Genomic DNA, 23,050 nt, shown 5'->3' on the forward strand with positions numbered 1-23,050 from the left:
ACCATAGATGAAATTACAACCTGCAACACAATAAAAACTAGCTCCTAACTAGGAGCTAGTTTTCATCAGATAATACCATTAAATGTATGCTAATTAACGACGGTTTTGAACATATACGACTTTAGGTGCAGGTTTATGGTGTTGAGCCACAACTCTCTTATGTGCAACCTTCTTATTTGCAACTTTTTTAACCATTACTTTCTGAGGAGCTTTATGTTGCTTTGTATGGGTAACATGATGTTTTGCAACATGCGGCGCGGGTGCAGCACTTGCTTGACCAATCATAGCAAAACAAACGGTAGCAGCTACAATAGCGCTTATCATTGTATTTTTCATTATCATTTCCTTCCAAATTCGTATTCAAACATAAATTATTGATTAAGAAGCAAGACTTACCATCAAACAAAATGTCTTGATGAAGCCTTACTCTGTCGACAAAGGAAATGATAAAGGATTATGACGTTGCGTAGCTTTATGAAACTTGACGAAAGGTTACGACTGTTACTAACTGCTCCAATCTTCTTTAGAGATACGATTTTCTTGTATTTTGACTGGTACTGATAAAGCTAACTAGGTGATTGTAAGGTTCTTGTTGACACTGGCAGTACGGTTATTATGGTTGAGCACGATATGCAGGTTGCCATAAGTAGCGAGTGGATTATTGATATCAGTCAGGGCGCTGGTGATGAAGGTGGAAAAATTGTAGCGCAAGGATCACCTGAACAAGTAGCGCAGTCGGAAATTAATCGAACTGCGCCCATTATGGGTTCGTAGTTCAAATTACCAAAATCTCATGGTCCCGAAAAACACAACAGCAATAACTGAATGTAGTTAACAGTTAACATTTAATCTATAGACTAGTTACAAGACCTAATCTAATATTTTATTATCCTTTGCCAGCGAGAAGCCAGCATGTCTAATTTAATGTTAACGATTAATCAGCAGGATTATGATTTTGATAATCTTGACCCGCGAACGACATTGCTGGATGTATGTCGTCACCATCTACATATCACAGGACCAAAAAAAGGCTGTGATCATGGGCAATGCGGCGCTTGTACTATGATTATTAATGGGCGACGAATCAATTCTTGTTTGACATTAGCGGTCATGCACGATGGTGATGAGATTACCACCATTGAAGGTATCGGACTACCTGAATCGCTATCAGAATTGCAACAGGCTTTTAAAGACCATGATGCCTTTCAATGTGGCTATTGCACGCCGGGACAAATTTGTTCTGCAACGGCATTGATAGAGGAAATCAAACAACAGTGGCCAAGTCATGTAACTACTGATTTGCAAAATCCTAATGGACTGCTAGTACAAGAAATTGCTGAGCGCATGAGTGGCAATATCTGTCGCTGTTCAGCCTATCCTAATATTATCAGAGCCATCTCACAGGTACTTGAAAAGCAAGTATCAAACTCTTCTTCAGTGACCGACGATGCGCCTAATAATAGCCCAGCTGATGTAGCTATTAGTGGTATTTGGTCGCCGCCGCCTAGCGAGGCACAAATTGGCGGTCATTCAATGGTAAAGCAAACTGCTAATGTTCCCAATGCTGCCAGTGCTAAGGGAGAACGTTCATGAAACGCTTTGAATATATCCGTGCCCTTGAACCGCAACAAGCCGTGATGTTTGCCACGCCTGAGGATGCATCTTTTATTGCCGGTGGCACCAATTTACTAGATTTAATGAAGATTGAGATTGAGACTCCTCAAAAATTGGTTGATATTACGCGCTTGGAGCTGCAACAAATAGAGACTACCGCTGATGGTGGATTACGCATCGGCACGCTGGTGACGAACAGTGATTTAGCGGCGTATCCCACTGTGATTGCAAACTATCCTGTACTCTCTCGAGCAATTTTAGCCGGAGCGACAGGTCAATTGCGCAACAGAGCCACTACAGGCGGCAACCTATTACAACGCACCCGTTGTTACTACTTTTATCAGCCCGATAGTCCTTGTAATAAACGCAATCCTGGTTCTGGTTGTCCCGCTATTAAAGGTGAAAATCGTCCGCTTGCTGTCTTAGGAACAAGTGATGATTGTATTGCTCAGCACCCATCAGATATGGCGGTAGCGATGCGCTTACTCGATGCCACTATTGAGACGCTCAAAGCAGACGGCACCTCGCGCCAGATTCCGATTAAAGACTTCTATTGCTTGCCAAAAGACACGCCAAATATCGAAACTGTCTTAGAGACAGGGGAGCTGATTACTCATATTGTTCTCCCAGCTCCAGTGAAAGGCATGCACACTTATGACAAAGTTCGTGATCGCGCCTCTTACGCCTTTGCTTTAGTGTCATGCGCGGCAGTAATCAATATTAATAATCAAAAAAAATTAGAAACGGTACGTTTGGCATTTGGTGGTATCGGCACTAAACCTTGGCGTAATGAAGCGGTTGAAGCATTACTCATAGGTACAGACGGTAATGTCGACATTATTTCGCAAGCGGCAGATTTACTATTAAAAGATGCCAAGGGTAATGGTCAGAACGACTTTAAGATACCGCTGACGCGTCGCTTGTTAAAGCAAGTTATTGAGCGCGCACTAACGGGTAAGGGAGCATAATCATGTCACTATTGGACGCAGTACTGCCATCAGAACCCACAAAAAAACTGACCATGGATAACCCAGTTGATACTCTTTTTGATAAAACTGCCAGTCAATTGGTTGGTAAACCTATCAACCGTGTAGACGGTTCCTTGAAAGTCAGTGGACAAGCGACTTATAGCGCAGAATTTTATATTGAAGGACAGGTTTACGGCGTCTTAGTTGGTGCGACCATTGCTAAAGGCAAGGTGAAGCACATCGATAGCCATGCAGTGGAGGCGATTCCAGGTATTATTAAAGTGGTTACTGATCCCGAGCATTTTTTGCGTAACGCTCAGCAAGGCGGGGAGAAAAAAGCACCCACTCAAGGCGTCGCTGAGATTTTTTACCATGGTCAGCCCATAGCTGCCGTAATCGCTGAAACCTTTGAAGCGGCTACTGAAGGCGCAAAAGCCCTCAAGGTGACTTATGAAGATGAAACAGCAAATGCTGTGATAGATTTCAGCTCAGCATTGGGAAATGCGCATTCGGTTGATGAAAAAAAAGGCTCGGACAAGAATTATAAGCAGGGCTACCCAGAGCAAGGACTTAAAGAGTCTGAGGTTTCGTTTGATCAGATTTATCATACGCCAAGCCAGAGTAGTTCGCCCATGGAGCCACATGCTACATTGGCTTATTGGGAGGATGAAAAGTTAGTCTTGTATACGGCCAATCAGATGTTGTCCTCTTGCAAACAACAAGTGGCGGATGCCTTAAATTTGGATCCAGATAATGTGCAACTGATTGCTCATTACGTTGGTGGCGGTTTTGGCAGTAAACTTGGTATTGCACCTGAATCGATTGCCGCGGCCATTTCTGCAAAAGAGCTTAAGCGTCCGGTATTGATTGTGATGACTCGCCCGCAAGTCATGGAAACCACCATAAGGCGCTCAGATACGCGTCAACGGATTGGCATCGGCTGTAATAAAAACGGTATTATTAATACTTTTATCCATAATACCATCACTAGTAACTTACCCGGTGAGAGCTTCTTTGAGCCTGCAGCGCTGTCTACTCACTATCTATACCGTGGTGAAAATCGTCAGGTCGACTATCAGATGGTTGATGTCAATAAAGTATTATCAGGTTCAATGCGCGCCCCTGGGGAAGCGGTGGGGTTAATTGCTGTTGAATGTGCAATGGACGAGTTGGCCATTCAATTAGATATGGATCCTATAGAGCTACGCCGCCGTAATGAGCCTCATCAGGATCCTAGTAAAGAAATACCTTTTTCAACTCGGCAGCTGATCGCCTGTATGGAAAAAGGGGCTGAGCAGTTTGGTTGGGAGAAACGCAATAAGATGCCCGCCAAGTGCTTAGAAGGAGACTGGTGGTTGGGTATCGGTATGGCTGCCGCTGCCCGTGGTAATCAGTTAAAGCTTTCTGAAGCAAGAGCAACCCTACAAATCGATGACTCAAAAATGCTTGGGATTAAAGCCATTATTGAAACAGATATGACCGATATTGGTACGGGCTCTTATACCGTATTTACCCAAATTGCTGCTGATCTACTTGGTCTACCGGTTGACCATATTGAGATGAAACTTGGCGATACTAGTATGCCGCCAGCCGTTGGTTCAGGCGGTAGCATGGGTGCGGCAAGCTCAGGTAGCAGTATTTATCTGGCGTGTCAGCAATTGCGTGAAATGCTGGCAGACAAAGTTGGACTATACTCCGACACTATCCAGCTAAATGACGGTCAGATCAGCGAAATAGGAGAGCATGAAGTTACAGTAACAGAGACTATCATTGAATCTGGTAAGGATGTCGCCACTGAACTTGTAGAGAAGTTAGCAGAAAAAACGAGCGTGCCTCTCCCTGAATCTGTATTGGAACGCTTGCCGGAGAAGCAGGAGGCTAAACAAAGTAGATATGATTTTAGTGGCCATAATAGTTATTCACTAGCCGATATTATCGCGCAATATGACGACCAAAAGTTAAGTGCTAAAGGCAAGATTAAACCGGGTAAAAATGAAAAAACCCATCGCCAATCTTCATTCGGTGCCAATTTTGCAGAAGTCGCTGTGCACCGAGTGACGGGTGAGATTCGAGTCAAGCGTATGACGGGCGTATTTGCCTCAGGGCGTATCCTCAATCAAAAAACCGCTACTTCACAGTGTTATGGTGGTATGGTTTTTGGTATAGGTTCAGCTTTGATGGAAGAGGTTATCCATGATAAACATGACGGGCGCTTGTGTAATCATGACCTCTCTGAATACCATATTCCTGTTAATGCTGACGTACCGCAACTGGATGTTATTTTGCTAGAAGAAGATGATCGTTATACCAACCCAATGCATATCAAAGGGATTGGCGAAACAGCAATTTCAGGCGCTGCAGCAGCGATTGCAAATGCTATCTATAATGCGGTCGGTATCCGGGTTCGAGACTTCCCCATTACTCTAGATAAGCTTATTGACCAACTGCCAGATTGATTCTTATCAAATACTGTTTTGCTTAAAAAAATCCGATTAAACAGCGGGTTTTTTTAGCTTATTCTCTAAGCTTATTGATAAGTCTATAAGGAACGTTATGAATCAAGCTGCTGATATCCTTGACCTTGCTGAGCAAGCAACACAACAAAACATCGATGCTGTATTAGCCACCGTGGTTCGTACAGAAGGCTCGGCGTACCGTCAGCCGGGTGCGATGATGCTTATCTGCGCCGATGGACGTTCGGTTGGGATGATTAGCGGCGGCTGCCTTGAGCCGCATATTATCAAACGTGCCTTTTGGCTGACTCGAAACGGTGCGAATATACAAGTTTACCAGACAGGTGATGATATTGGATATCATAAAAATGGTGACTCTGATTTGTCTATTGTAGACGATGATAGTGCTAGCATTAAAGATGCAGATATGTCTGAAGACGATTTTTTATACGGCGAGCTCAATTTTGGCTTGGGTTGTAATGGACGAATACATGTCTTATTTGAGCGTTTATCGACAGCGATATCATTACTTGATCTCATCCGTCAGGTTCGTCATACTCAACAGCCAGCAACCATTGCTACGCTTATTAGGTTGGATAGTGCAAAGATTAAAGGAATGGGGATGCAAGTTGGTAGCCGCATTTATTTAGATACGTATTTAAAGACAGGAAGTCTGACCGATTTATATTTGAACCGCAACATGATAAGCGATTCGAATACGTTTATAGATGATATGTTGTTAAATACCATTCAAAAACTATCAAACCATAAGTTTCATAAAAAAAATACTGAATATATGAAGCTAATGGGCGATTTAGAATTACAAGCTACATGTGATCGGAAGCATGAGAGTGAGTGGTTATTGCAGCGCATTTGCCCACAGACACGATTAGTGATTTGCGGGGCAGGTAACGATGTTATACCGCTGGTGACAATGGCAAAGTTACAGGATTGGCATGTCACCGTCATAGACAGTCGACCCCAATATGCAACACGTCTGCGCTTTAGCCAAGCAGACTCAGTACTGTGCGTGGCTTTGGATGATAGCGAAACATTGCTCAATCTCAGTGCTGGCGCCGCCGTTGCTGTGATGTCTCATAGTCTGGCTCAAGACCACGCCCGACTAGCCGTACTACTAGAGCATTCTGCTCAATATCGTTATCTTGGACAACTGGGACCTCGCTATCGTACTGAGCGTTTAATCAAAGAAATTAGTGAGACAAGTGCTAACCCACATATTTTAGCTGATGGTATTCGTAAACTGCATTATCCTATCGGTTATAAGTTGGGTGGGGATGGACCTGAAGCATTGGCACTCAGTATCATGGCACAAATGAGCGCGGTGATTCATGGACACGCGCCGCAAATATCACTTCCAAATAGCTACTATAATCTGGACGCTTCAGAGCAATCAGGCTTCAATAATTATAAAAATGATTACGCCCATGACTAGCGATGTTGATACTAATAATTCTACTTTACCAACCAAAAATCCATTGCCCAATAGTACAGAAAATGATGAACAAAACCACGCTGTTATTATTTTAGCAAGCGGTCTGAGCGAGCGTCTTGGTCAATCTAAGCAACTGCTCAGCAAGCATGGCGAACCTCTCATCTGTTATATGACTAAAATAGCATTAGCCACAAAGCCTCTTGCCGTTATTGTTGTCCTTCCTAAAGATCAACCAGCAATCACTGATGCGATTAATGAGTTGGTCCGTCAAAATCCAATAATCTATACTGTGATTAATTTAATACCTAAAACGGGTATGGCGCATAGCTTGTCTCTTGGTATTGAAGCTCTGACTAACTTGAATATCTCATTGATTAATCGAGTGTTAATCATGGGGGTAGATCAAGTATTGTTAGATAGTGAGCATTTGAAAGAATTGTTAGCGTTCAAAAGCACGGTGGTCGCTAGTCGTTATCAATGTCTAGATAAAGTGTATTCTACTAATACAAGTAAAAATAATATCACCGGTCTTCCGATAGTCATTAACGTTGAGCGTCTCAAACAGTGGCAACCAGCACTGATAGGGGATAAAGGTCTGCGCCATTTTATTAGAGCCTTACCATCAAATGAGTTAAGTACGGTCATAAACCATCAACTTAGCTATGATATCGATACGCCCAAACAGCTTTTTTATGCCAGACAACAGCATTGGCTTGATGCTTAATCATTTATAAGAAAATGGGTAGTTATAAGCACAGGAGCATATAGTTTGAGGGTTGCGATGAAAGAAAATGATAAGAGTAGCGTAGAATCAAGGGACGAACTGATTAAAAAATATTATCAAGACAGTAATTTGGGATTATTTGAATTACGCTCAAAAATCAAGTCGCATGCTTTGGGTAAGTATGAGGATCTATCATTAAATAATCTCAAGTTAATTACAAATTGTTTAATGCTATTGGACGATTTTACTTATCAAAAAAGCTTAGAAGACAAAGAAAAAGACAAAGTAGCGTATTACAAGAGCTGCAAGTTACAAATGAGCGCACTACACGAAAAGCTAAGCGCCATTGAATTACATACAATGTATAGCGGTCTGCTATAAATGGCAACCGTGTTTAATGAGTTACAGAACTCACGTCAAACAGCACACTCTGGTCACTAGATTTTTACTGGAGCTATGGCACACTTCTTATTAGATTTAGTTGCTTAATAGTGGCCTTCCTATAGATCTATATTAAAAACGACAGTAACTTTTAGCAGCTAAATTATTTCAAACTTAGGTGGTGTTAGAGCGAAAAATGTTCTCATATTAAAAGGGAAGAAACGTGACTTCAGGAAGAAATCCCAGCATAAATAGGCGACCTATTTATATTCTGCCAAAAAACTTTGCTGACTATTTATGCCCTCAGCAAAATTATTATTTGTTTCTAGATATAGATGGTACGTTAGCTGATTTCACACTGAATCCAAAAGACAGTGTTATCCCAACATCAACCTTAACTCTTCTACAAAAAATACAAAGCCATGGTGTAAAACTTGCTGTCATAACAGGACGCAGTTTGGCTGAAGCAAGGCAAATGCTGTCTCCTTTAACATTACCGATTGCCGCAACGCATGGACTAGAAATAGCGTTTGATGATATCAGTGATCATAATGAGACACACGTTGTATCTGTTGACATCATGGAACTTGCTGTAATAAGAAAGTCTATTATCCAATCTTGCATTCCTTTTGATGACCTCACCGTAGAAAATAAACCCTATTCTGTCGCCCTCCATTTCCGAAAGAACCCTGTGTTGGCTGATGCGGCTTATACTCTCATGGTAGAAACCTTAAAAACTTATGCTAACTGGACATTGAAATCCGGTAAATATGTTTGGGAGGTAGTGCCAAAAGGAGTGGATAAAGGTAGCGCAATTCTGACTTTATTAAAAAGAATGCAGAGTAGTAATAGTGTTTTCCCTATTTTTATCGGTGATGATATTACGGATGAAGCAGGGTTTGTGGCTGTACAAGGTGAAAATCAAATAATAGCCAGTCAACCACAGCCATTAAAAGGAATGGGGATTAAGGTTGGTAGTGAGGCTACGCATGCCAATTACTATGTACGTAATACTCATGAGGTCACCATGTTACTGAATAGCTTTTTAAGCTTTTGCCAAGAGCATTCAATGCTAGCAAAAGAAACAGTGAGGCACGTGATATGAGCCGCTTAATCGTCTTGTCTAATCGGGTTAAAATGCCTGATAAAAATCCAATGGCAGGCGGACTGGCGATAGCACTGCAAGACGTATTAATGGAAAAATCAGTCATTTGGATGGGATGGAATGGTGAAATCGTTAATATACTTGATGATGATTTCTCTAATGAATTTAGTATTACCAAACAAGCCGTCTTATCAGGCATAGATATATCACAGGGTAAGACCTCTATTACTTATATGACCACTGCTTTTACGACTAAGCAATATCAGCAGTTTTACTGTGGATTTGCCAATAATGTATTGTGGCCATTATTGCACGAGCGACCTGATTTAATTCATGAAACACCAGAGGATTACGCAGGCTATCAAGAGGTAAACCGTCTTTTTGCTAAGCAATTAAAGAAGATTATTAAGCCTGATGATGTGATTTGGGTTCATGATTATCACTTTTTAAGTGTGGCATATCATTGTAGGCAGTTGGGTATTCACAATCGTATCGGATTTTTTTTACACATCCCATTTGTCTCATTGCCATTTTGGCAATCGCTTGATAAAAGCGATGAGCTCATTAGGCACCTTGCTCATTATGACGTACTTGGTACACAAACTCATCAAGGTAGAGCCAACTGTCTTGTGGTTTGCAGATATTATTTAACAGATAAGATTTTAGAGGTATGTTCTTTAGAGCTCTCACCAATAAATGTTTTACACGACAAACATGCTGCTAGTCTATATGAATCATCTAATGTGCAGTTACTGCTCAATTTAGATTTAAAATCCCAGCATTCTTTAGTGGTTAATGCTTATCCAATCGGTGTGAATGTAGAGAGAATCCAACAACAGGTCAGCCATTTGTCTGCGCAGTGCTCAGTACAATACGTCAAAGCCCATCAGAGCAAAAAAAGCATAAAGTCTAACGCCCAACAGATTATTGCAGTAGATAGAATTGATTACTCAAAGGGTTTGTTAAAGCGTTTTTCGGCATATCGCAATTTTTTACAGCAAAATCCGTCCTATCAGAATCAACTGAAATTATTACAAATCGCCTGTCCTAGTCGCTTAGATGTGCCTGCTTATCAACAACTTCATCATGATGTTAAAACTGCTGTTAATGATATTAATCAGCAGTTTTTGCCTAGTAAATATACAAAAGATGCTTCTACAGATACTTGGCAAGCTATCAACTATGACGAAAGCGTAATAAGCCACGAGACATTGATGACGATGTTTTGGCAGAGTGATATCGGCTGGGTCAATTCGCTTAAAGATGGTATGAATCTGGTTGCCAAAGAGTATATTGCTGCTCAAAATCCTGATAATCCTGGCGTGCTATTGCTCTCACGTTACGCTGGGGCAGCGGCGCAAATGCAAGCCGCAGTCATTATCGACCCACATCAACCAAAAAGTATGACAGACGGTTTAGGGATTGCTTTGACAATGCCATTAGGTGAGCGGCAGTCGCGCTATCAATCGCTACTGCAAGGACTGCAAAAAGATAATTTGCAAGCTTGGCAGCAGAGTTTTTTAGATGATCTGTATGATGTTAAAAGGCGACAAACAGATATTTTGAAACCTGTCACAGTCCAAATGTCTGACTCATAAGAACGATTAGGAGACCCTCATGCTACCGTTAGATGCAAAAAATCCTTTATTATCAGAGATTAAAGCCAGTATAGACAATATCATACATACTAATAATCAAATCATTAGGACGCTTGGCTTAACTGATGCATTACGTCATGACATTCTAAAAGCCTTAATCACCTATAGCGAGAAAGTCCCGCATCCGGCAAGTGGTGCTACCAATGTAAATGGTGCAATATCAAGCACATTGATCCGTTGGCAGATCTTGGCTTATGTAGCAGGTGTTGATTTAACGATTGCAAAATGGTTTGAGTCGCACTTGGATGCTCTAAGCATTTTATACGAAGTAGGCTATGGTAAAGCAGATCAAGGGTTATGGGCTGTTTGGGCGGCAGAAGGTAATCCTATACGTTATGAGCAAGGAAAAGTCAGTGGTACCAAAGCGTGGTGTTCAGGGGCCAATATGGTAGATCATGGACTCATAACGTATCGTGATGCTAATGGTCACGCGCAATTGCTTGTCGTAGATATGAGTCAATCTGGTATTGAGATTGATAACGAGGAGTGGCAGGCAGTGGGGATGCAAGCCACTTATACAGCAACATTAAAGTTCCATGATGTATCGGCCACCCAAGTTGGGAGAGCCAATGCTTATCTAGAACGAGTGGGGTTTTGGCATGGAGCCGCAGGTGTTGCTGCTTGCTGGTACGGGGCAACCGCTTACCTAGCAGACTATTTAATCAGCGCCTATGAGCAAAAACCAAACGATTATAAAGCCATGTATTTGGGTCAAATTAGTACGGCATTGGCAGTCACTCAGCAGTATTTTCATTATGTTGCTGGTTTAATAGATAGCCAGCCACAGCTGAGTCATGAACTTGCCATACGCCAGCTAAGATTACAAGTTGAGAAAGTCGCTCGCCAAGTAATGGAGGTTGTCGGGCAGGCATTGGGAGCAGCGCCATTTTGTCGCAATGCCCATTTTGCAAGATTGTCAGCCGATCTGCCCGTGTTTATCCGCCAAAGTCATGGCGCTGTTGACTTACAGAAAATCGGCGAATTAACTGGTATTTTAGCCAATGACTTAACTGATGGGCAGGACAATATATGGCAACTATAATATCTAATAAGGCTGTAGAACCTGCCACCAAAGATAATGCTGCTACCCATGTTGCTTTTCCTGAAGGCAACCATCCGATTGTAGGTGACCGTGTTATTGAAGGTGATGGCACCAGTCAAGATGCTTGGAAAAACTGGTCAGGACTGCAAGACATGCCTCGATTTGATATTGCAAAAAGCTTTGCCCCGCATCAGCGTGTCTGTATCTTCGCCCCGCATCCTGATGATGAAGTGCTAGGCTGTGGCGGTCTGTTGCAACAACTGGCGGCGAATGGCAATCCTATCGTTCTTATTCACGTGACTAATGGCACACAAAGTCATCCAAACTCGCAATTTTATTCTCAAGAAAAGCTTAATATCATCCGCCCACAAGAAAGTGTTAAAGCGCTAGAAGTATTGAGTGTGGCCCATCAGGTCACGACTGTTGCTTTAGACTTAACAGATGGCAATGTCTTTGCCCAACAAGATCAGTTTCACCAGAAACTATCCACCATTATTCAACCTAACGATATTTTAATAACGCCTTTTATGCACGACGGGCATCCTGACCATGAAGCAACTGGACAAGTGGTGGTCTCATTTGCCAAGCAGCATCATTTAGTCTGTTATCAAGTGTTGATTTGGGCATGGCATTGGGCAAAACCTGCGGATAGCCGTATTCCTTGGCACTGTGCCATGAGAGTTGACTTAACCACTGAGCAGCTACAGCGTAAAATAGAGGCCATTGCCTGCTTTGAAAGTCAAATCACTGCTGATGACAGTACGGGCAATCCGCCTATTTTATCCGCGCAAACGATCGTTAGAATCAGCCAACCTTGGGAGGTTTATTTATATGAATCACACCTCTGAACCTAAGCCATTAATGAATGCCGATAACTTAGTCGACAGTTTAGATTATGCTAAAACTGTCTTAGACGATAATTCTGCTACTAAGTGCCAATCACCTGCTTATTCAGAATCGTATTTTGACGCATTATATAATGACAACACAGACCCATGGCAGTATCAAACTCGCTGGTATGAAAAACGAAAACGTGATATTTGTCTAGCGATACTACCCCAATCTCAATATAACAATGCCATTGAACTAGGCTGCGGAAACGGCGTACTTAGTGAGTTATTCGCTCAACGTTGTCGGGCATTAGTGAGTATCGATGGTAATCAACGGGCAGTGCAACTTGCGAAAGAGCGCTTGGCAGAATTGTCTCATGTTAAGGTTATTCAAGGTGTGGTTCCTAATAGATTATTAAATTTAAAGGAGGCAATTATAGAGGCTTATCCTTTATCAAACGATACACCTACTATAGAGCCAGCCTTTGATTTAATTGTCATTAGTGAAATTTTATATTATTTATCACCTAATGATATTGATACAGTGATCGCTTGGACTCAGCAAAACCTTGCTATAGGCGGTACATTGCTATGCTGTCATTGGCGCTATGCTATTGATGGCTTTGCTATGACAGGTGAAACTGTACATCAGCGCCTGCACCATGCCCTTAACTTTGCAAATCATGAGAAGCATCAGGTTGCGTTTAATCATCAAAGCCAAGTGATAGATAATGATTTCTTATTAGATATTTGGCAACGTTCTCCAAGCTCGGTAGCCATGCAAGAAAACTTGATATAACAGAGTGTAAGTTTTAAAAAACTGAGTAGAGAGGTGAATAGGCTATGAAAATTGGCATTGTGATTCCCGCTCATAATGAGGCAATGACCATCGCTAAATGCTTGGCATCAGTACGGACCGCTATCGAGCAATTGCCCTCAACGATTAAAGCGTATCCGCTAGTGGTGTTGGATAGCTGTACTGATAATACGCAGTCCATCGTCAAAGCCGCTGGTATTGATTACTTATGCTGTGACTATCAATGTGTGGGAAGGGTGAGAGATATTGGTATTCGTCATGCGATCACAAATGGTGCCACATGGATTGCCTGTACAGACGCTGACTCCGTGGTAACTGTAGATTGGTTGGCACAGCAGATTGAACATATTAGCCACCAACCGACAGATATGATTTGCGGCGTAGTGCAAGTTGACAGTTGGGCACGGTTAACACCGCAAACTCGAAAGGATTATATCGCTCATTACCAAGATAGAATGGGACACCATCATATTCATGGAGCAAATTTAAGTTTTAGTAGTGAGGCTTATCTGGCTGTTGGCGGCTTTGCATCTATACCTTGTCATGAGGATGTAGACTTGGTCAGTAGATTTGAAGATCAAAGCTATGCCATCACTTGGAGCAATCGTGTCCGTGTAATGACCAGTAGCCGACTACAGGCTCGAGCAACCGAAGGTTTTGCAGCGTTTCTAACCCATTTAGAACAAAACAATCTACATTAAGATATGCAATATGAGACTGTACTGTAGTGGTCAGATGTTCTAAATTATTTGATCACTACAGTTGATCTACCAATACCAAGTGAGTTTGCTACATCGAGTATTTTACGTTGGTGATCAACTACTAAGCTGATAGCTTCAAGTTTGAATTCTTGGATATATTGGTCGCGTTTATTGGTTATGCTATTTTCCTTCTTTGGGTTTATCTAACCTCTTAGAAGCTGTCCAGTTTTATTATGCCACTACACAAACCATTGATACCCTTAGCTTACAGCCTAAGATTCAAGTCCTCACAAGGGAATTGAACCTTTGGCTGCGCTGAACATGTTTTTCTGGGTATAGCTATATTACAAACTCGAAAGCAGAACACTGGTTTCGCTATTCAGAATGCCATCAATCTCTCTGACTTGACGTAGCACTTCATCAAATTCTCTCAAGCTTGTAGTGTGTATCTCTGCGACCAAATCCCACGCCCCATTGGTCGTATGTAGCTTAATCAGTTGCGGGATACCCCGCAGTTTCCTAATCACTTGTGACGTAGACTTTCCTGTTACTTCAATCATCATCATCGCTTTGACGGTTTCTTTATCTAGTGCTTCATGCACTCGAATCGTAAATCCTAAAATAGCGCCGTTATGCATCAGTCTATCCAATCTGTTTTGGACAGTGGCACGAGAAACTTTGAGTTTTTTAGCAAGGTTTGAGATGGTTGCTCGACCATCTTGTCGAAGTTCAGATATCAGTTCGCTATCTAAAGAATCATAAGTGTAATACGCCATAAAAATGCTTCCTCCATTGAATTTTGACATTATGCTAAGTAGTACTTAACAATATGTCAAAAATACGTCCATATTTAATAAGTTATTGACATTTTAACTGACAATTATAGTTGGTACGATATTAATTGTCGGTTCAACAAACAATATTCATGAAAAGGAATAGCATTAATGTCTAAATTTATCGTATCACCCAAGGAAGGCGTGCCATTCGTTAGTGTACAAGCGATGGCTAAAATGATTCATGAGTATGGTGTTGAGCAATGCATTACAGATCTAGTGGATGCTTTAGAGCAAGATTATCTTCGTTGGGATCAATTTGAAAAATCTTCTCGCTTTGCGTCGCATTCAAAAGACGGTGTCATCGAGTTGATGCCAGTCAGCGATGGAGAGATGTTTGCTTGTAAATATGTCAATGGTCACCCAATCAATACCAAACGAAACTTGCAGACCGTAGCGGCGATGGGTATCTTGTCTGACGTCGAAACTGGGTATCCTATTTTGCTGACAGAGATGTGTATCCTGACGGCATTACGTACGGCTGCCACATCAGCTATGTTAGCCAAATATTGCGCGCCAAAGGGCGTTACCAAACTGGCGCTAATAGGAAACGGCGCTCAGTCTGAATTTCAAGCTTTGGGTATGAAAGCCATCATGGGTATCTCAGAAGTTCGTTTGTATGATATTGATCCAGCAGCCTCGCAGAAAACGGCTGATAACCTTTCAGACTCAGGTTTGAAAGTGATTGTTTGTCGCACGTTAGAAGAAGCTGTCTTAGGTGCAGAGATCATTACTACCTGTACGGCTGACAAAACCAATGCCACTATTTTACGAGACGATATAATTACAAAAGGTGTTTATATCAATGCGATAGGCGGTGATTGTCCTGGTAAGACAGAGCTGGATAGCAATATATTAATGCGAGCAGATCATGTGATTGTAGAGTTTGAGCCTCAAACACGCATTGAGGGAGAGATCCAAAATTTATCAAGCGATTTCCCTGTTACTGAATTTCATCGCATCCTCAAAGGTGAAGTGCAAGCTCGAACGTCAGCTGATGATCTCATCGTATTTGATGGTGTTGGTTTTGCATCAGAAGACTTTACAGCGTTGGTGTTTTTACGCGACTTGATCAGAGAGCAGGGAGGGTATGAGATTTTAGATCTGATCCCGCAGCAAGCTGACCCTAAAAACTTATATTCGGTAGTGAAAGAACATAGCAAAGATCATAGCCTAGTGACGAATGAAGCTGAATCTGTGGCTATGTCGTAAGTGATTAATACAATCGCTATTGATACAACAGTAATTAGTACAAAAAAATGATAAGCCTTTCTCATTTTTTATAACGTTTAAAACTAACATCATTTTTTAAATTTTTTCTATATTTAGTATGGCTCTTGGACAGTTGTGGATATTTTTATTTTTTAAATCTATCTGCTAGTTTCAATAGCTTTAATATATAAAAATGAATTTAATTTAAATGATGTAAAAATTATTTTATTTAATAGAGACAAAATCATGACTGATATGATGAAAAATATAAGAATAGTAGAAGTTTATTCAGATATCGCAGGATATAAAAAAGGCGCCTCTTTAGGTATTGATGCATTAAAAGCATCATCAAAAGAACTTAATGCAGATTATTTTGAAAAATTGCAATTTGACAGTATTGAGGATAATAGCAACAGTGAAGGGGAATCACAATTTGCGCATGCAAAATATGCTGATGTGATTGAACCGATTATCTCTAAGTTAGCACACAAAATAAAAGATATAAGAAATGAGAATAAATTCCCCATTGTCTTAGCTGGAGATCATTCTAGCTGTGCAGGAACGATGCATGGTCTAAAAATGGCGCATCCTGATGCTGAAATTGGTGTGGTCTATATAGATGCACACGCTGATTTTCATTCACCATATACCAGTGGGTCAGGAAACATGCATGGCATGCCTTTAGCGATGGCGTGTGCCATTGACAATTTAGAATGCCAGCGCAATGAGCTTTCTGAAAAAGAAACAGAGTATTGGGAAAAATTAAAGTTCATGGCATCAAGCGAACCCTCAATCAAGCCAGAAAATGTGGTCTTTTGTGCCGTTAGAGACTATCAAGAAGAAGAAATGGATTTAATTAGAAGGCATAAAATTCCTTTATATAGTGTTGCTGAGATAACTCAGAAAGGAATCAGTTCCACAGTAGAGGAAATCTTCAAAAAATTGGAATATTGTGATCACATTTATGTCTCATTTGATGTTGATAGCGTTGACCCTTTGTATGTGCCAGGAACCGGTACGCCTGCAATGAATGGTCTGTCATATGAACAAGCCATGCAACTTAACATAGAATTAATCAAGAATAAGAAAGTATGCTGTTGGGAAATGGCAGAAATCAATCCTTTGTATAACAATTCAAAAGATGACTCAACAAGAATATTTAAAATCTTAGAAAAAGTGACACAGTCTCTTTTAAATAACTATTAGTATAAATTATTTAAAATGAGTTAAAGAATCTAGCATAAAAAAATCTATTTATGCTAGTTAAAAAATGGACTGCGAGTAAAAATAATATGGACATTATTAAAGCCAATGCTTCAAGTCAAGCTGTCAGCAGTATCAGTATCAGTATCAGACAATTTTTAAAATTCTTTATACCCTCTATAATCGGTTTGTTGCTCTTCGTATTTCCAATTCCCTATGTAGATGGTAAATTTGTATCATATGCAGAAGGATTTACCATTCCTATCTCTGTCTTAAAGGATTATATACAAGGTTATATGGGCAGCCTTTTGCCACTGTTTGTTGTAATCTCCATTATGATTACACTGTGTTGTACGTTATATACTAAAATAATGAAACCTTCATTTATTCTAAATAATGCATTTTTAAATAACTTACTGAACGTTACAACACCTTGGCTTGTTATTAGAATGCTTGGTGCGTTTTTTGCTGTCGTTACCTATTTTAAGTATGGTTATGAATTTATATATTCAGATAATATCGGTGGGTTAATATTATATGAGTTAATGCCAATACTTTTTATTGTGTTTTTTTTGGCTGGATTACTGCTACCGTTATTGCTTGATTTTGGCTTATTGGAATTTTTTGGTGTTTTATTAAGTAAAGTAATGAGACCTCTATTTGGTTTGCCTGGTAGGTCCTCTGTAGATTGTCTAACATCATGGTTGGGTGATGGCACTATTGGCGTATTATTAACTGATAAACAATTGGAAGGTGGGTTTTATACTAAAAAAGAAGCAGCTGTTATTGCTACCAGTTTTTCAGCAGTTTCGATTACATTCTGTTTGGTCGTCATCTCTCAGGTTAAGCTAGAAAGCTACTTCCTCAATATGATTGGGGTGGTTGCTTTATGCGGGATTGTTTGTGCTTTAATAGTACCAAGGTTATTGCCTTTATCTAGAATTGACAATACGTATGTAGTAGAAAATAGTGATAGAGATCATGAAACCATTCCTGAAGGAAAAACGTTATTTACCCATAGTTTACATAAAGCCGTTCACAAAGCAGAAAAGAGTCCAAGCTTTTTTACTTTCTTAAATGATGGGTTAAAAAATATTTTGGATATGTGGATCGGAATATTGCCTGTTGTTATGGCAATCGGGACGATGGGCTTAATCGTTGCAGAAGAAACACCTGTATTTGATTATTTAGGTATGCCGTTTATTCCATTCTTAGAATTAATGAATATACCTTTTGCAGCAGAAATGTCAAAAACCATTATGGTGGGTTTCGCAGATATGTTTTTGCCTGCGATTATCGGCTCTTCAATAGAATCAGAGTTAACGCGGTTTGTCATCGCTTGCTTGTCAGTTTCTCAATTGATCTATATGTCAGAAGTAGGCGGGTTGATTTTAGGAACCAAAATTCCAGTAAGCTTTTTTCAGTTATTAATAATTTTTCTATTAAGAACCATTATTTCATTACCAATTATTGCATTATGTGCTCATATGATTTTTTAAATAGGGTTTCATGAAAACTAAATGCACTATATCTGAAAAAAAGAATATCTGAAAAAAAGAATAAGCAACAAAAGATCACTTATCAAGGTGGTCTTTTGCTATCAATATCAAGCTACTCACAAGATCGTCATTTTGCAAGGTCAATCATACATTATGCAACAGGTATCTGACCAACTACAACTGCATAAGTTTGGTCGCTATTATCCGTGCCAAGACACCGATTTGACCCATAGAGCCGGCTTTAATTTATACCATGCTATATGGCAAAATAATTTGGATAGCTTTAGCATTATCAGCACAAAAAGAATGGGTAACCATATGCGCAAGGACGCGGTCTCTAAGAACATCAATATTACCTCACAGACAAGTATCAAGAAAAAACAGTTTACGGAGGTTGGAGATATGAATGAGTGTAAAACAGCTTTAGAAATTATGAGACGAAATAAGAATACTATAGAGGCTAGTCTGGCTTTCCATAATAATGTTGAAAAAATGAAAAAAGAGTTTGTCGGAAAGCTTAAATTAGATTTATACCTAAATGCTAAAAGCTATCCTCAAAAACTTATTCTAAGAAATATGAAAGTAGATAATAAGTATGAAAAATTCAGCTTCGGAAGTATAGAAAATATTGGAATTATTTGTTTTGAATTTCAAGATTATTATAATAAACCAAGCTTAGGCGTAAGATTTTTAGGAAGATTCAGACATTCTGAATTTGCAAGTGAACATAAAAGTAGAATAAAAAGTTTACTAAACGAGAATATTAAAAATAAGCAGTTTGAAAGTTCTAGCTGGTGGCCAGCTAAGGACAAGTTTGAGCCTTTCGATTGGAGAAGCTCTAGTAAGCCGTGGCAAATGATGAAAGATGACACTATGGCTACAAAGATTCTAGATGAGGTTCTAGAAATCTATAAAGTATTAATTGAAAATGGTTATGAAATTACATAAAGGAATACCATGACATGGCTCGTGAACCGCACTTCTTTCCATGAGAAATGTTATGGCAAATGACTCTAGATAGAAGAAGTCGGTTTACACTGGTTTCATTGAGGTATACTTGTCTGAAATAAGACAAACGTACCTTTTCGAGATTATTATATGAAATCTGATCCAGCCTTTTTATTGATAGGGGCATTGGCAAAACAAGCCAATACGACTAAAGATACTATTCGCCATTACGATGAATTGGGATTGCTGAGATCTCGTAAGCGTCAGGCAGGGTCACGATTATATACAGAGTTTCATCCAGAATGTATTGAGCGTATCGAAATAATTAAAAACATAAAAGCTGTCGGTTTTAGTCTTAATGAAATTAAGAATGGTCTTAATGATTATTACGATGGCAATTTCAGTATCGATAAACGAATGCTTGCCGTTTCTGAAAAGCTTGCTCAAGCGAAAAGCGAACAAGCGGCTCTTACCAATGTCATTAATCAGCTTACTACTCGTTATAGGGTATTAGAAGAAATGAAATCAAATAATAATACGCTTCTTTCTAAAGATGAATGGCAAAAACGAATAGCGGAGCTGCTGCCAAATGATACGCCGTATTAATTCAAGTTTGCCTAACTTCACAAACTTGAAGGCTGACTGTTTTTTTCGTGAATACCTGCAGATGTATATCAAACCTATAGAAACTAACTAAGTGAAGCAGTTGCTTAGCTAAAAGAGACAGCGACTGCGCTACATAAGTAATGTCCCACTTTCAAGATATAGCGCTTCCGTTATAGAATGCATGAAATATCAGACTTTTAGTGGGCTATAAATATTGTCGAATAGTTATAGTGAGTTCAGTATTAAAGCGATACAGTAGGACTGGGATGAATTTTACGCAGCCTCTGTCAGCGTAGTCACAGCACGCCAGAAAAATTTATACCAGTACTGCGTTGGAACATAACGTATCTGTTTTATTTGGAATTGACTATACATTGATTATAAATAAGGAAATTAAGATGCAAGTAAAATTAGGTTTGTTAGTAGCTACCGTGTTGGCGTCAGGATCATGCTTTGCTGCTGATGCTTATAAAGTTTCTACCTCTGTATTTAAAGATGGTGAGTTAATTGCTTCACCTGTGATGCTTGTAAATGCTGAAGAGATGGCATCGATCGCTGTTGACACTGAGTTTCAGTATAACCTGACAGTAAAGCCCTATAATAAACATACGGCTAAAGTCGTTACGGCTCTTAAAGTTGGTGATGATGTTGCGGAACATGAAACGACCGTCGCCTATGATAAGGAAGCTACAGTTGATAATGGCAAAGACAAACTTACTTTATTGGTTCGTAAAATTACCAGTTGAAGATTATGGCATTCACAGCTATGAAGTCTATATATAAAAAGAGTAAAACCTCTGATCAGTATCCATTCAATTCACCAATTAATTGAATGGATACTCTTGGTTTATAGCGATTAGATTCAGACAATAGGAAAAATATCTACCCGACTATAATTTCTGCTGAACCGAGTCGATATCTGCGTAGACTTAGGTGATGCTATCCTTATTACGCTGCATAATCTGATACGGTTCAAACTTATCTTTATACTCCATACTGGGGCTACCGACAGGCATACCCGGTACAACAAGACTCATTGCTTGTACGGGTGGATTCTCTAAAAACTGTGCCATATATTATGCCACTACACTTTGTACTGAAAGATTTTTTAGTGCTTTTTAGTATCACCAACAATCTTATCCATCAAAGCAAACAACAAGCCAGATAATACAAACGTCATATGGATAATCACTTTCCACATCAATACATCAGCATCAGCATCGCTCATCTCTTTGGGTATATCCATAAATGATTTGAGAAGATCAATGGCAGAAATGGCAACGATGGCACCGATTACTTTAAGTTTCAGACCAGAAAAATCGATTTTTCCCATCCATTCAGGACGATCTTCATGATCACCTGTATCAATTTTTGAGACAAAGATCTCATAGCCACTAAATATGATGATGAGTAATAAGCTTGCGACCAGTGACATGTCAATAAGAGCCAACGTGCCGACGATGACATCGGCTTCAGAAGCAGTAAACACATGGGTAATCATGTGCCATAGTTCTTGGAAAAACTTGATAAATAGTAGAATAATACCGATCACTAGACCCAAATAAAATGGGGCTAGTAGCCAACGACTATTAAATATTGTTTTCTCTAATGTTTGTTCAGCTTTCTTTAGCATGTATATCTCTTGTTTTTGGGAATATGCGTTATAAAATAAGATGCTTATCTTAGGCAATAGAAAGTGATCCGTGACAGAAGACAGGTCATACCAATCGCTTGATATAACCTGTCATGACTACGATTTTCTACCAAAGCGCTTTTTCTTAATTTGAACGTAGCGTTTAAACGTAAGACAAAATCAACACTAAGTAATCGCCTTTGCTTGTTGCTTGCGATGCTTAAGTGAAGCAAGCAATGCCCAACCAATAAAGGCAATACCAATCAAACCAGTAATAATCTCTGGTACATGGAATTTCACTGATAGCAGCATAATAATTGCCAAAGCACCAATGGCATAATGCGCACCATGTTCTAGATAGATGAACTCATCAAGTGTGCCTTTGTCTACCAAGAAAATAGTCATCGAACGCACAAACATGGCACCAATGGCCAGACCAAGCATAATCACAATAACGTCATTGGTAATCGCAAATGCGCCAATCACACCATCGAAACTGAATGAAGCATCAAGAACTTCTAAGTATAAGAAACCGATAATACCGCCCTTCATAATCGCGCTGGTCGCTGCGGCGCCTGAACCCTTCTCTTCATTTTCTAAGTCTTCCTCAAGGTCACCCTCGAGCATACCAGAGATAACTTGGACACCAAGATAGACCAAGATACCCCAAACACCCGCAATCAGTACGGCAGAAGCTTGCTCCGCACTGGCCCAAGATACAGCAAACATCAAGACAATAAGCGCAACGAAGACGCTCATGGCATCCACTTTGCCAAGCTTTGCTAAGCGGCTCTCAAGCCAGTTAAACCAATGCACTTCTTTATCATCAAAGATAAAGTTTAAGAAGACAAGTAACAAGAAGATACCACCAAAGGCTGATATTTCAGCATGATGCGCCATCAGTCTTGCTGAGTATTCTTTAGGATCGTTCAATGCCAAATCTATCACTTGCATCATGCCAAGGTCTGCGGTAACCGCAACGATGACAATTGGGAATACCAAGCGCATACCAAATACAGCAATTAAAATACCAACGGTTAAAAATATCTTTTTCCAAAATTCGTCCCAGCCTTTGAGGACTGAGGCGTTGACCACCGCATTATCAAAGGATAATGAAATCTCCATAACGGCCAAAATAGCAGTAATAGAAAGGGTGGTTATCAAACCGCCCATACCGCCATGTGAATATCCCCACCATGCAGCTACCATCAATGCGATAGCTGTGAAGATGAAGTCTAAATAAAAATGTCTCATGACACATCCTGTCTGGTTGCGTAAAGCTAAGGTTGTCTATTATAGACGCAGCATAAAAAAAGTGGCTATCGCTAGCCACTTTTCCATGTGTGATTTTTAATAAAATATAAAGTATT

The 23,050-nt window shown here is 40.0% G+C and carries 24 protein-coding genes; 19 read left to right on the plus strand and 5 right to left on the minus strand.

Annotation, left to right across the window (positions count from 1 at the left end):
• Positions 1–93: 93 nt before the first annotated feature.
• On the minus strand, positions 94–336 hold the full coding sequence (locus tag H0262_RS04590) for a hypothetical protein (protein WP_020443953.1): 243 nt from the start codon (positions 334–336) through the stop codon (positions 94–96).
• A gap of 294 nt (positions 337–630) precedes the next feature.
• On the opposite strand from H0262_RS04590, the gene H0262_RS04595 reads away from it, so the two are divergent.
• The 13 genes from H0262_RS04595 to H0262_RS04655 all read left to right on the plus strand — a co-directional run bounded on the left by H0262_RS04595 (position 631) and on the right by H0262_RS04655 (position 13,746).
• A complete protein-coding gene (locus H0262_RS04595) occupies positions 631–774 on the plus strand; it encodes a hypothetical protein (protein ID WP_201532233.1) in 144 nt (47 codons plus the stop codon).
• A gap of 138 nt (positions 775–912) precedes the next feature.
• Entirely contained in the window at positions 913–1,593 is a 681-nt protein-coding gene (locus H0262_RS04600) for a 2Fe-2S iron-sulfur cluster-binding protein (RefSeq protein ID WP_181209843.1), read from the plus strand.
• Positions 1,590–2,582 (plus strand): xanthine dehydrogenase family protein subunit M, encoded by a 993-nt coding sequence (locus H0262_RS04605; RefSeq protein WP_181209844.1) that lies wholly within the window; start codon positions 1,590–1,592, stop codon positions 2,580–2,582. The genes H0262_RS04600 and H0262_RS04605 overlap by 4 nt, the downstream gene beginning before the upstream one ends.
• Positions 2,583–2,584: 2 nt before the next feature.
• Complete coding sequence (locus H0262_RS04610; RefSeq protein WP_181209845.1) at positions 2,585–5,038, plus strand: xanthine dehydrogenase family protein molybdopterin-binding subunit; 2,454 nt, start codon at positions 2,585–2,587, stop codon at positions 5,036–5,038.
• 97 nt (positions 5,039–5,135) lie between these two features.
• Positions 5,136–6,488 (plus strand): XdhC family protein, encoded by a 1,353-nt coding sequence (locus H0262_RS04615; RefSeq protein WP_181209846.1) that lies wholly within the window; start codon positions 5,136–5,138, stop codon positions 6,486–6,488.
• Positions 6,481–7,212, plus strand: coding sequence for a nucleotidyltransferase family protein (locus H0262_RS04620; RefSeq protein WP_181209847.1), 732 nt, complete (start codon positions 6,481–6,483; stop codon positions 7,210–7,212). The genes H0262_RS04615 and H0262_RS04620 overlap by 8 nt, the downstream gene beginning before the upstream one ends.
• A 57-nt stretch (positions 7,213–7,269) precedes the next feature.
• Positions 7,270–7,593, plus strand: a complete 324-nt coding sequence (locus H0262_RS04625; RefSeq protein WP_181209848.1) for a hypothetical protein — start codon at positions 7,270–7,272, stop codon at positions 7,591–7,593.
• 223 nt (positions 7,594–7,816) lie between these two features.
• Positions 7,817–8,698: a trehalose-phosphatase gene (gene otsB, locus H0262_RS04630; RefSeq protein ID WP_181209849.1), complete on the plus strand. Its 882-nt coding sequence runs from the start codon at positions 7,817–7,819 to the stop codon at positions 8,696–8,698.
• Positions 8,695–10,296 carry a trehalose-6-phosphate synthase gene (locus H0262_RS04635; protein WP_181209850.1) on the plus strand — a complete coding sequence of 534 codons (1,602 nt, stop codon included), beginning with the start codon at positions 8,695–8,697 and terminating at the stop codon, positions 10,294–10,296. Before otsB ends, H0262_RS04635 begins: the two co-directional genes overlap by 4 nt.
• 19 nt (positions 10,297–10,315) lie before the next feature.
• Positions 10,316–11,398 carry an acyl-CoA dehydrogenase gene (locus H0262_RS04640; RefSeq protein WP_181209851.1) on the plus strand — a complete coding sequence of 361 codons (1,083 nt, stop codon included), beginning with the start codon at positions 10,316–10,318 and terminating at the stop codon, positions 11,396–11,398.
• On the plus strand, positions 11,386–12,246 hold the full coding sequence (locus tag H0262_RS04645; RefSeq protein ID WP_220432367.1) for a PIG-L deacetylase family protein: 861 nt from the start codon (positions 11,386–11,388) through the stop codon (positions 12,244–12,246). Before H0262_RS04640 ends, H0262_RS04645 begins: the two co-directional genes overlap by 13 nt.
• Entirely contained in the window at positions 12,230–13,027 is a 798-nt protein-coding gene (locus H0262_RS04650; RefSeq protein WP_181209852.1) for a class I SAM-dependent methyltransferase, read from the plus strand. Before H0262_RS04645 ends, H0262_RS04650 begins: the two co-directional genes overlap by 17 nt.
• Before the next feature lie 44 nt (positions 13,028–13,071).
• Positions 13,072–13,746, plus strand: a complete 675-nt coding sequence (locus H0262_RS04655) for a glycosyltransferase family 2 protein (protein WP_181209853.1) — start codon at positions 13,072–13,074, stop codon at positions 13,744–13,746.
• 344 nt (positions 13,747–14,090) lie between these two features.
• Here H0262_RS04655 and H0262_RS04660 read toward each other — a convergent pair whose 3' ends face one another.
• The gene (locus H0262_RS04660) at positions 14,091–14,522 is read right to left on the minus strand and encodes an Lrp/AsnC family transcriptional regulator (RefSeq protein ID WP_010199089.1); all 432 of its coding nucleotides are present in this window, start codon (positions 14,520–14,522) and stop codon (positions 14,091–14,093) included.
• 168 nt (positions 14,523–14,690) lie between these two features.
• On the opposite strand from H0262_RS04660, the gene H0262_RS04665 reads away from it, so the two are divergent.
• The 6 genes from H0262_RS04665 to H0262_RS04690 all read left to right on the plus strand — a co-directional run bounded on the left by H0262_RS04665 (position 14,691) and on the right by H0262_RS04690 (position 20,793).
• Positions 14,691–15,791, plus strand: coding sequence for an ornithine cyclodeaminase (locus H0262_RS04665; RefSeq protein ID WP_181209854.1), 1,101 nt, complete (start codon positions 14,691–14,693; stop codon positions 15,789–15,791).
• A 246-nt stretch (positions 15,792–16,037) separates the two neighbouring features.
• Positions 16,038–16,997: an arginase gene (locus H0262_RS04670; protein WP_181209855.1), complete on the plus strand. Its 960-nt coding sequence runs from the start codon at positions 16,038–16,040 to the stop codon at positions 16,995–16,997.
• Between the two features lie 50 nt (positions 16,998–17,047).
• Positions 17,048–18,493, plus strand: coding sequence for a YjiH family protein (locus H0262_RS04675; RefSeq protein WP_181209856.1), 1,446 nt, complete (start codon positions 17,048–17,050; stop codon positions 18,491–18,493).
• Positions 18,494–18,646: 153 nt separating this feature from the next.
• On the plus strand, positions 18,647–19,441 hold the full coding sequence (locus tag H0262_RS04680; RefSeq protein ID WP_259275400.1) for a hypothetical protein: 795 nt from the start codon (positions 18,647–18,649) through the stop codon (positions 19,439–19,441).
• A 150-nt stretch (positions 19,442–19,591) separates the two neighbouring features.
• Positions 19,592–20,047, plus strand: coding sequence for a MerR family transcriptional regulator (locus H0262_RS04685; protein WP_011514111.1), 456 nt, complete (start codon positions 19,592–19,594; stop codon positions 20,045–20,047).
• Positions 20,048–20,445: 398 nt separating this feature from the next.
• The gene (locus tag H0262_RS04690) at positions 20,446–20,793 is read left to right on the plus strand and encodes a hypothetical protein (RefSeq protein ID WP_227672994.1); all 348 of its coding nucleotides are present in this window, start codon (positions 20,446–20,448) and stop codon (positions 20,791–20,793) included.
• Positions 20,794–20,976: 183 nt separating this feature from the next.
• Here H0262_RS04690 and H0262_RS04695 read toward each other — a convergent pair whose 3' ends face one another.
• The 3 genes from H0262_RS04695 to H0262_RS04705 form a co-directional block, all read right to left on the minus strand.
• Positions 20,977–21,120, minus strand: coding sequence for a DUF411 domain-containing protein (locus tag H0262_RS04695; protein ID WP_181209858.1), 144 nt, complete (start codon positions 21,118–21,120; stop codon positions 20,977–20,979).
• A 35-nt stretch (positions 21,121–21,155) separates the two neighbouring features.
• The gene (locus H0262_RS04700) at positions 21,156–21,680 is read right to left on the minus strand and encodes a TIGR00645 family protein (RefSeq protein WP_149409159.1); all 525 of its coding nucleotides are present in this window, start codon (positions 21,678–21,680) and stop codon (positions 21,156–21,158) included.
• A gap of 186 nt (positions 21,681–21,866) precedes the next feature.
• Complete coding sequence (locus H0262_RS04705; protein WP_011513117.1) at positions 21,867–22,934, minus strand: DUF475 domain-containing protein; 1,068 nt, start codon at positions 22,932–22,934, stop codon at positions 21,867–21,869.
• Positions 22,935–23,050: the final 116 nt, after the last annotated feature.

The organism is Psychrobacter sp. D2 (assembly GCF_013608135.1).
GTDB lineage: Bacteria > Pseudomonadota > Gammaproteobacteria > Pseudomonadales > Moraxellaceae > Psychrobacter > Psychrobacter cryohalolentis.

Bases quoted from the DNA above. Each gene is read 5' to 3' on its own strand.
- H0262_RS04590 (WP_020443953.1), bottom strand. From the start codon at position 336: ATGAAAAATACAATGATAAGCGCTATTGTAGCTGCTACCGTTTGTTTT.
- H0262_RS04595 (WP_201532233.1), top strand. From the start codon at position 631: ATGCAGGTTGCCATAAGTAGCGAGTGGATTATTGATATCAGTCAGGGC.
- H0262_RS04600 (WP_181209843.1), top strand. From the start codon at position 913: ATGTCTAATTTAATGTTAACGATTAATCAGCAGGATTATGATTTTGAT.
- H0262_RS04605 (WP_181209844.1), top strand. From the start codon at position 1,590: ATGAAACGCTTTGAATATATCCGTGCCCTTGAACCGCAACAAGCCGTG.
- H0262_RS04610 (WP_181209845.1), top strand. From the start codon at position 2,585: ATGTCACTATTGGACGCAGTACTGCCATCAGAACCCACAAAAAAACTG.
- H0262_RS04615 (WP_181209846.1), top strand. From the start codon at position 5,136: ATGAATCAAGCTGCTGATATCCTTGACCTTGCTGAGCAAGCAACACAA.
- H0262_RS04620 (WP_181209847.1), top strand. From the start codon at position 6,481: ATGACTAGCGATGTTGATACTAATAATTCTACTTTACCAACCAAAAAT.
- H0262_RS04625 (WP_181209848.1), top strand. From the start codon at position 7,270: ATGAAAGAAAATGATAAGAGTAGCGTAGAATCAAGGGACGAACTGATT.
- H0262_RS04635 (WP_181209850.1), top strand. From the start codon at position 8,695: ATGAGCCGCTTAATCGTCTTGTCTAATCGGGTTAAAATGCCTGATAAA.
- H0262_RS04640 (WP_181209851.1), top strand. From the start codon at position 10,316: ATGCTACCGTTAGATGCAAAAAATCCTTTATTATCAGAGATTAAAGCC.
- H0262_RS04645 (WP_220432367.1), top strand. From the start codon at position 11,386: ATGGCAACTATAATATCTAATAAGGCTGTAGAACCTGCCACCAAAGAT.
- H0262_RS04650 (WP_181209852.1), top strand. From the start codon at position 12,230: ATGAATCACACCTCTGAACCTAAGCCATTAATGAATGCCGATAACTTA.
- H0262_RS04655 (WP_181209853.1), top strand. From the start codon at position 13,072: ATGAAAATTGGCATTGTGATTCCCGCTCATAATGAGGCAATGACCATC.
- H0262_RS04660 (WP_010199089.1), bottom strand. From the start codon at position 14,522: ATGGCGTATTACACTTATGATTCTTTAGATAGCGAACTGATATCTGAA.
- H0262_RS04665 (WP_181209854.1), top strand. From the start codon at position 14,691: ATGTCTAAATTTATCGTATCACCCAAGGAAGGCGTGCCATTCGTTAGT.
- H0262_RS04670 (WP_181209855.1), top strand. From the start codon at position 16,038: ATGACTGATATGATGAAAAATATAAGAATAGTAGAAGTTTATTCAGAT.
- H0262_RS04675 (WP_181209856.1), top strand. From the start codon at position 17,048: ATGCTAGTTAAAAAATGGACTGCGAGTAAAAATAATATGGACATTATT.
- H0262_RS04680 (WP_259275400.1), top strand. From the start codon at position 18,647: ATGCAACAGGTATCTGACCAACTACAACTGCATAAGTTTGGTCGCTAT.
- H0262_RS04685 (WP_011514111.1), top strand. From the start codon at position 19,592: ATGAAATCTGATCCAGCCTTTTTATTGATAGGGGCATTGGCAAAACAA.
- H0262_RS04690 (WP_227672994.1), top strand. From the start codon at position 20,446: ATGCAAGTAAAATTAGGTTTGTTAGTAGCTACCGTGTTGGCGTCAGGA.
- H0262_RS04695 (WP_181209858.1), bottom strand. From the start codon at position 21,120: ATGGCACAGTTTTTAGAGAATCCACCCGTACAAGCAATGAGTCTTGTT.
- H0262_RS04700 (WP_149409159.1), bottom strand. From the start codon at position 21,680: ATGCTAAAGAAAGCTGAACAAACATTAGAGAAAACAATATTTAATAGT.
- H0262_RS04705 (WP_011513117.1), bottom strand. From the start codon at position 22,934: ATGAGACATTTTTATTTAGACTTCATCTTCACAGCTATCGCATTGATG.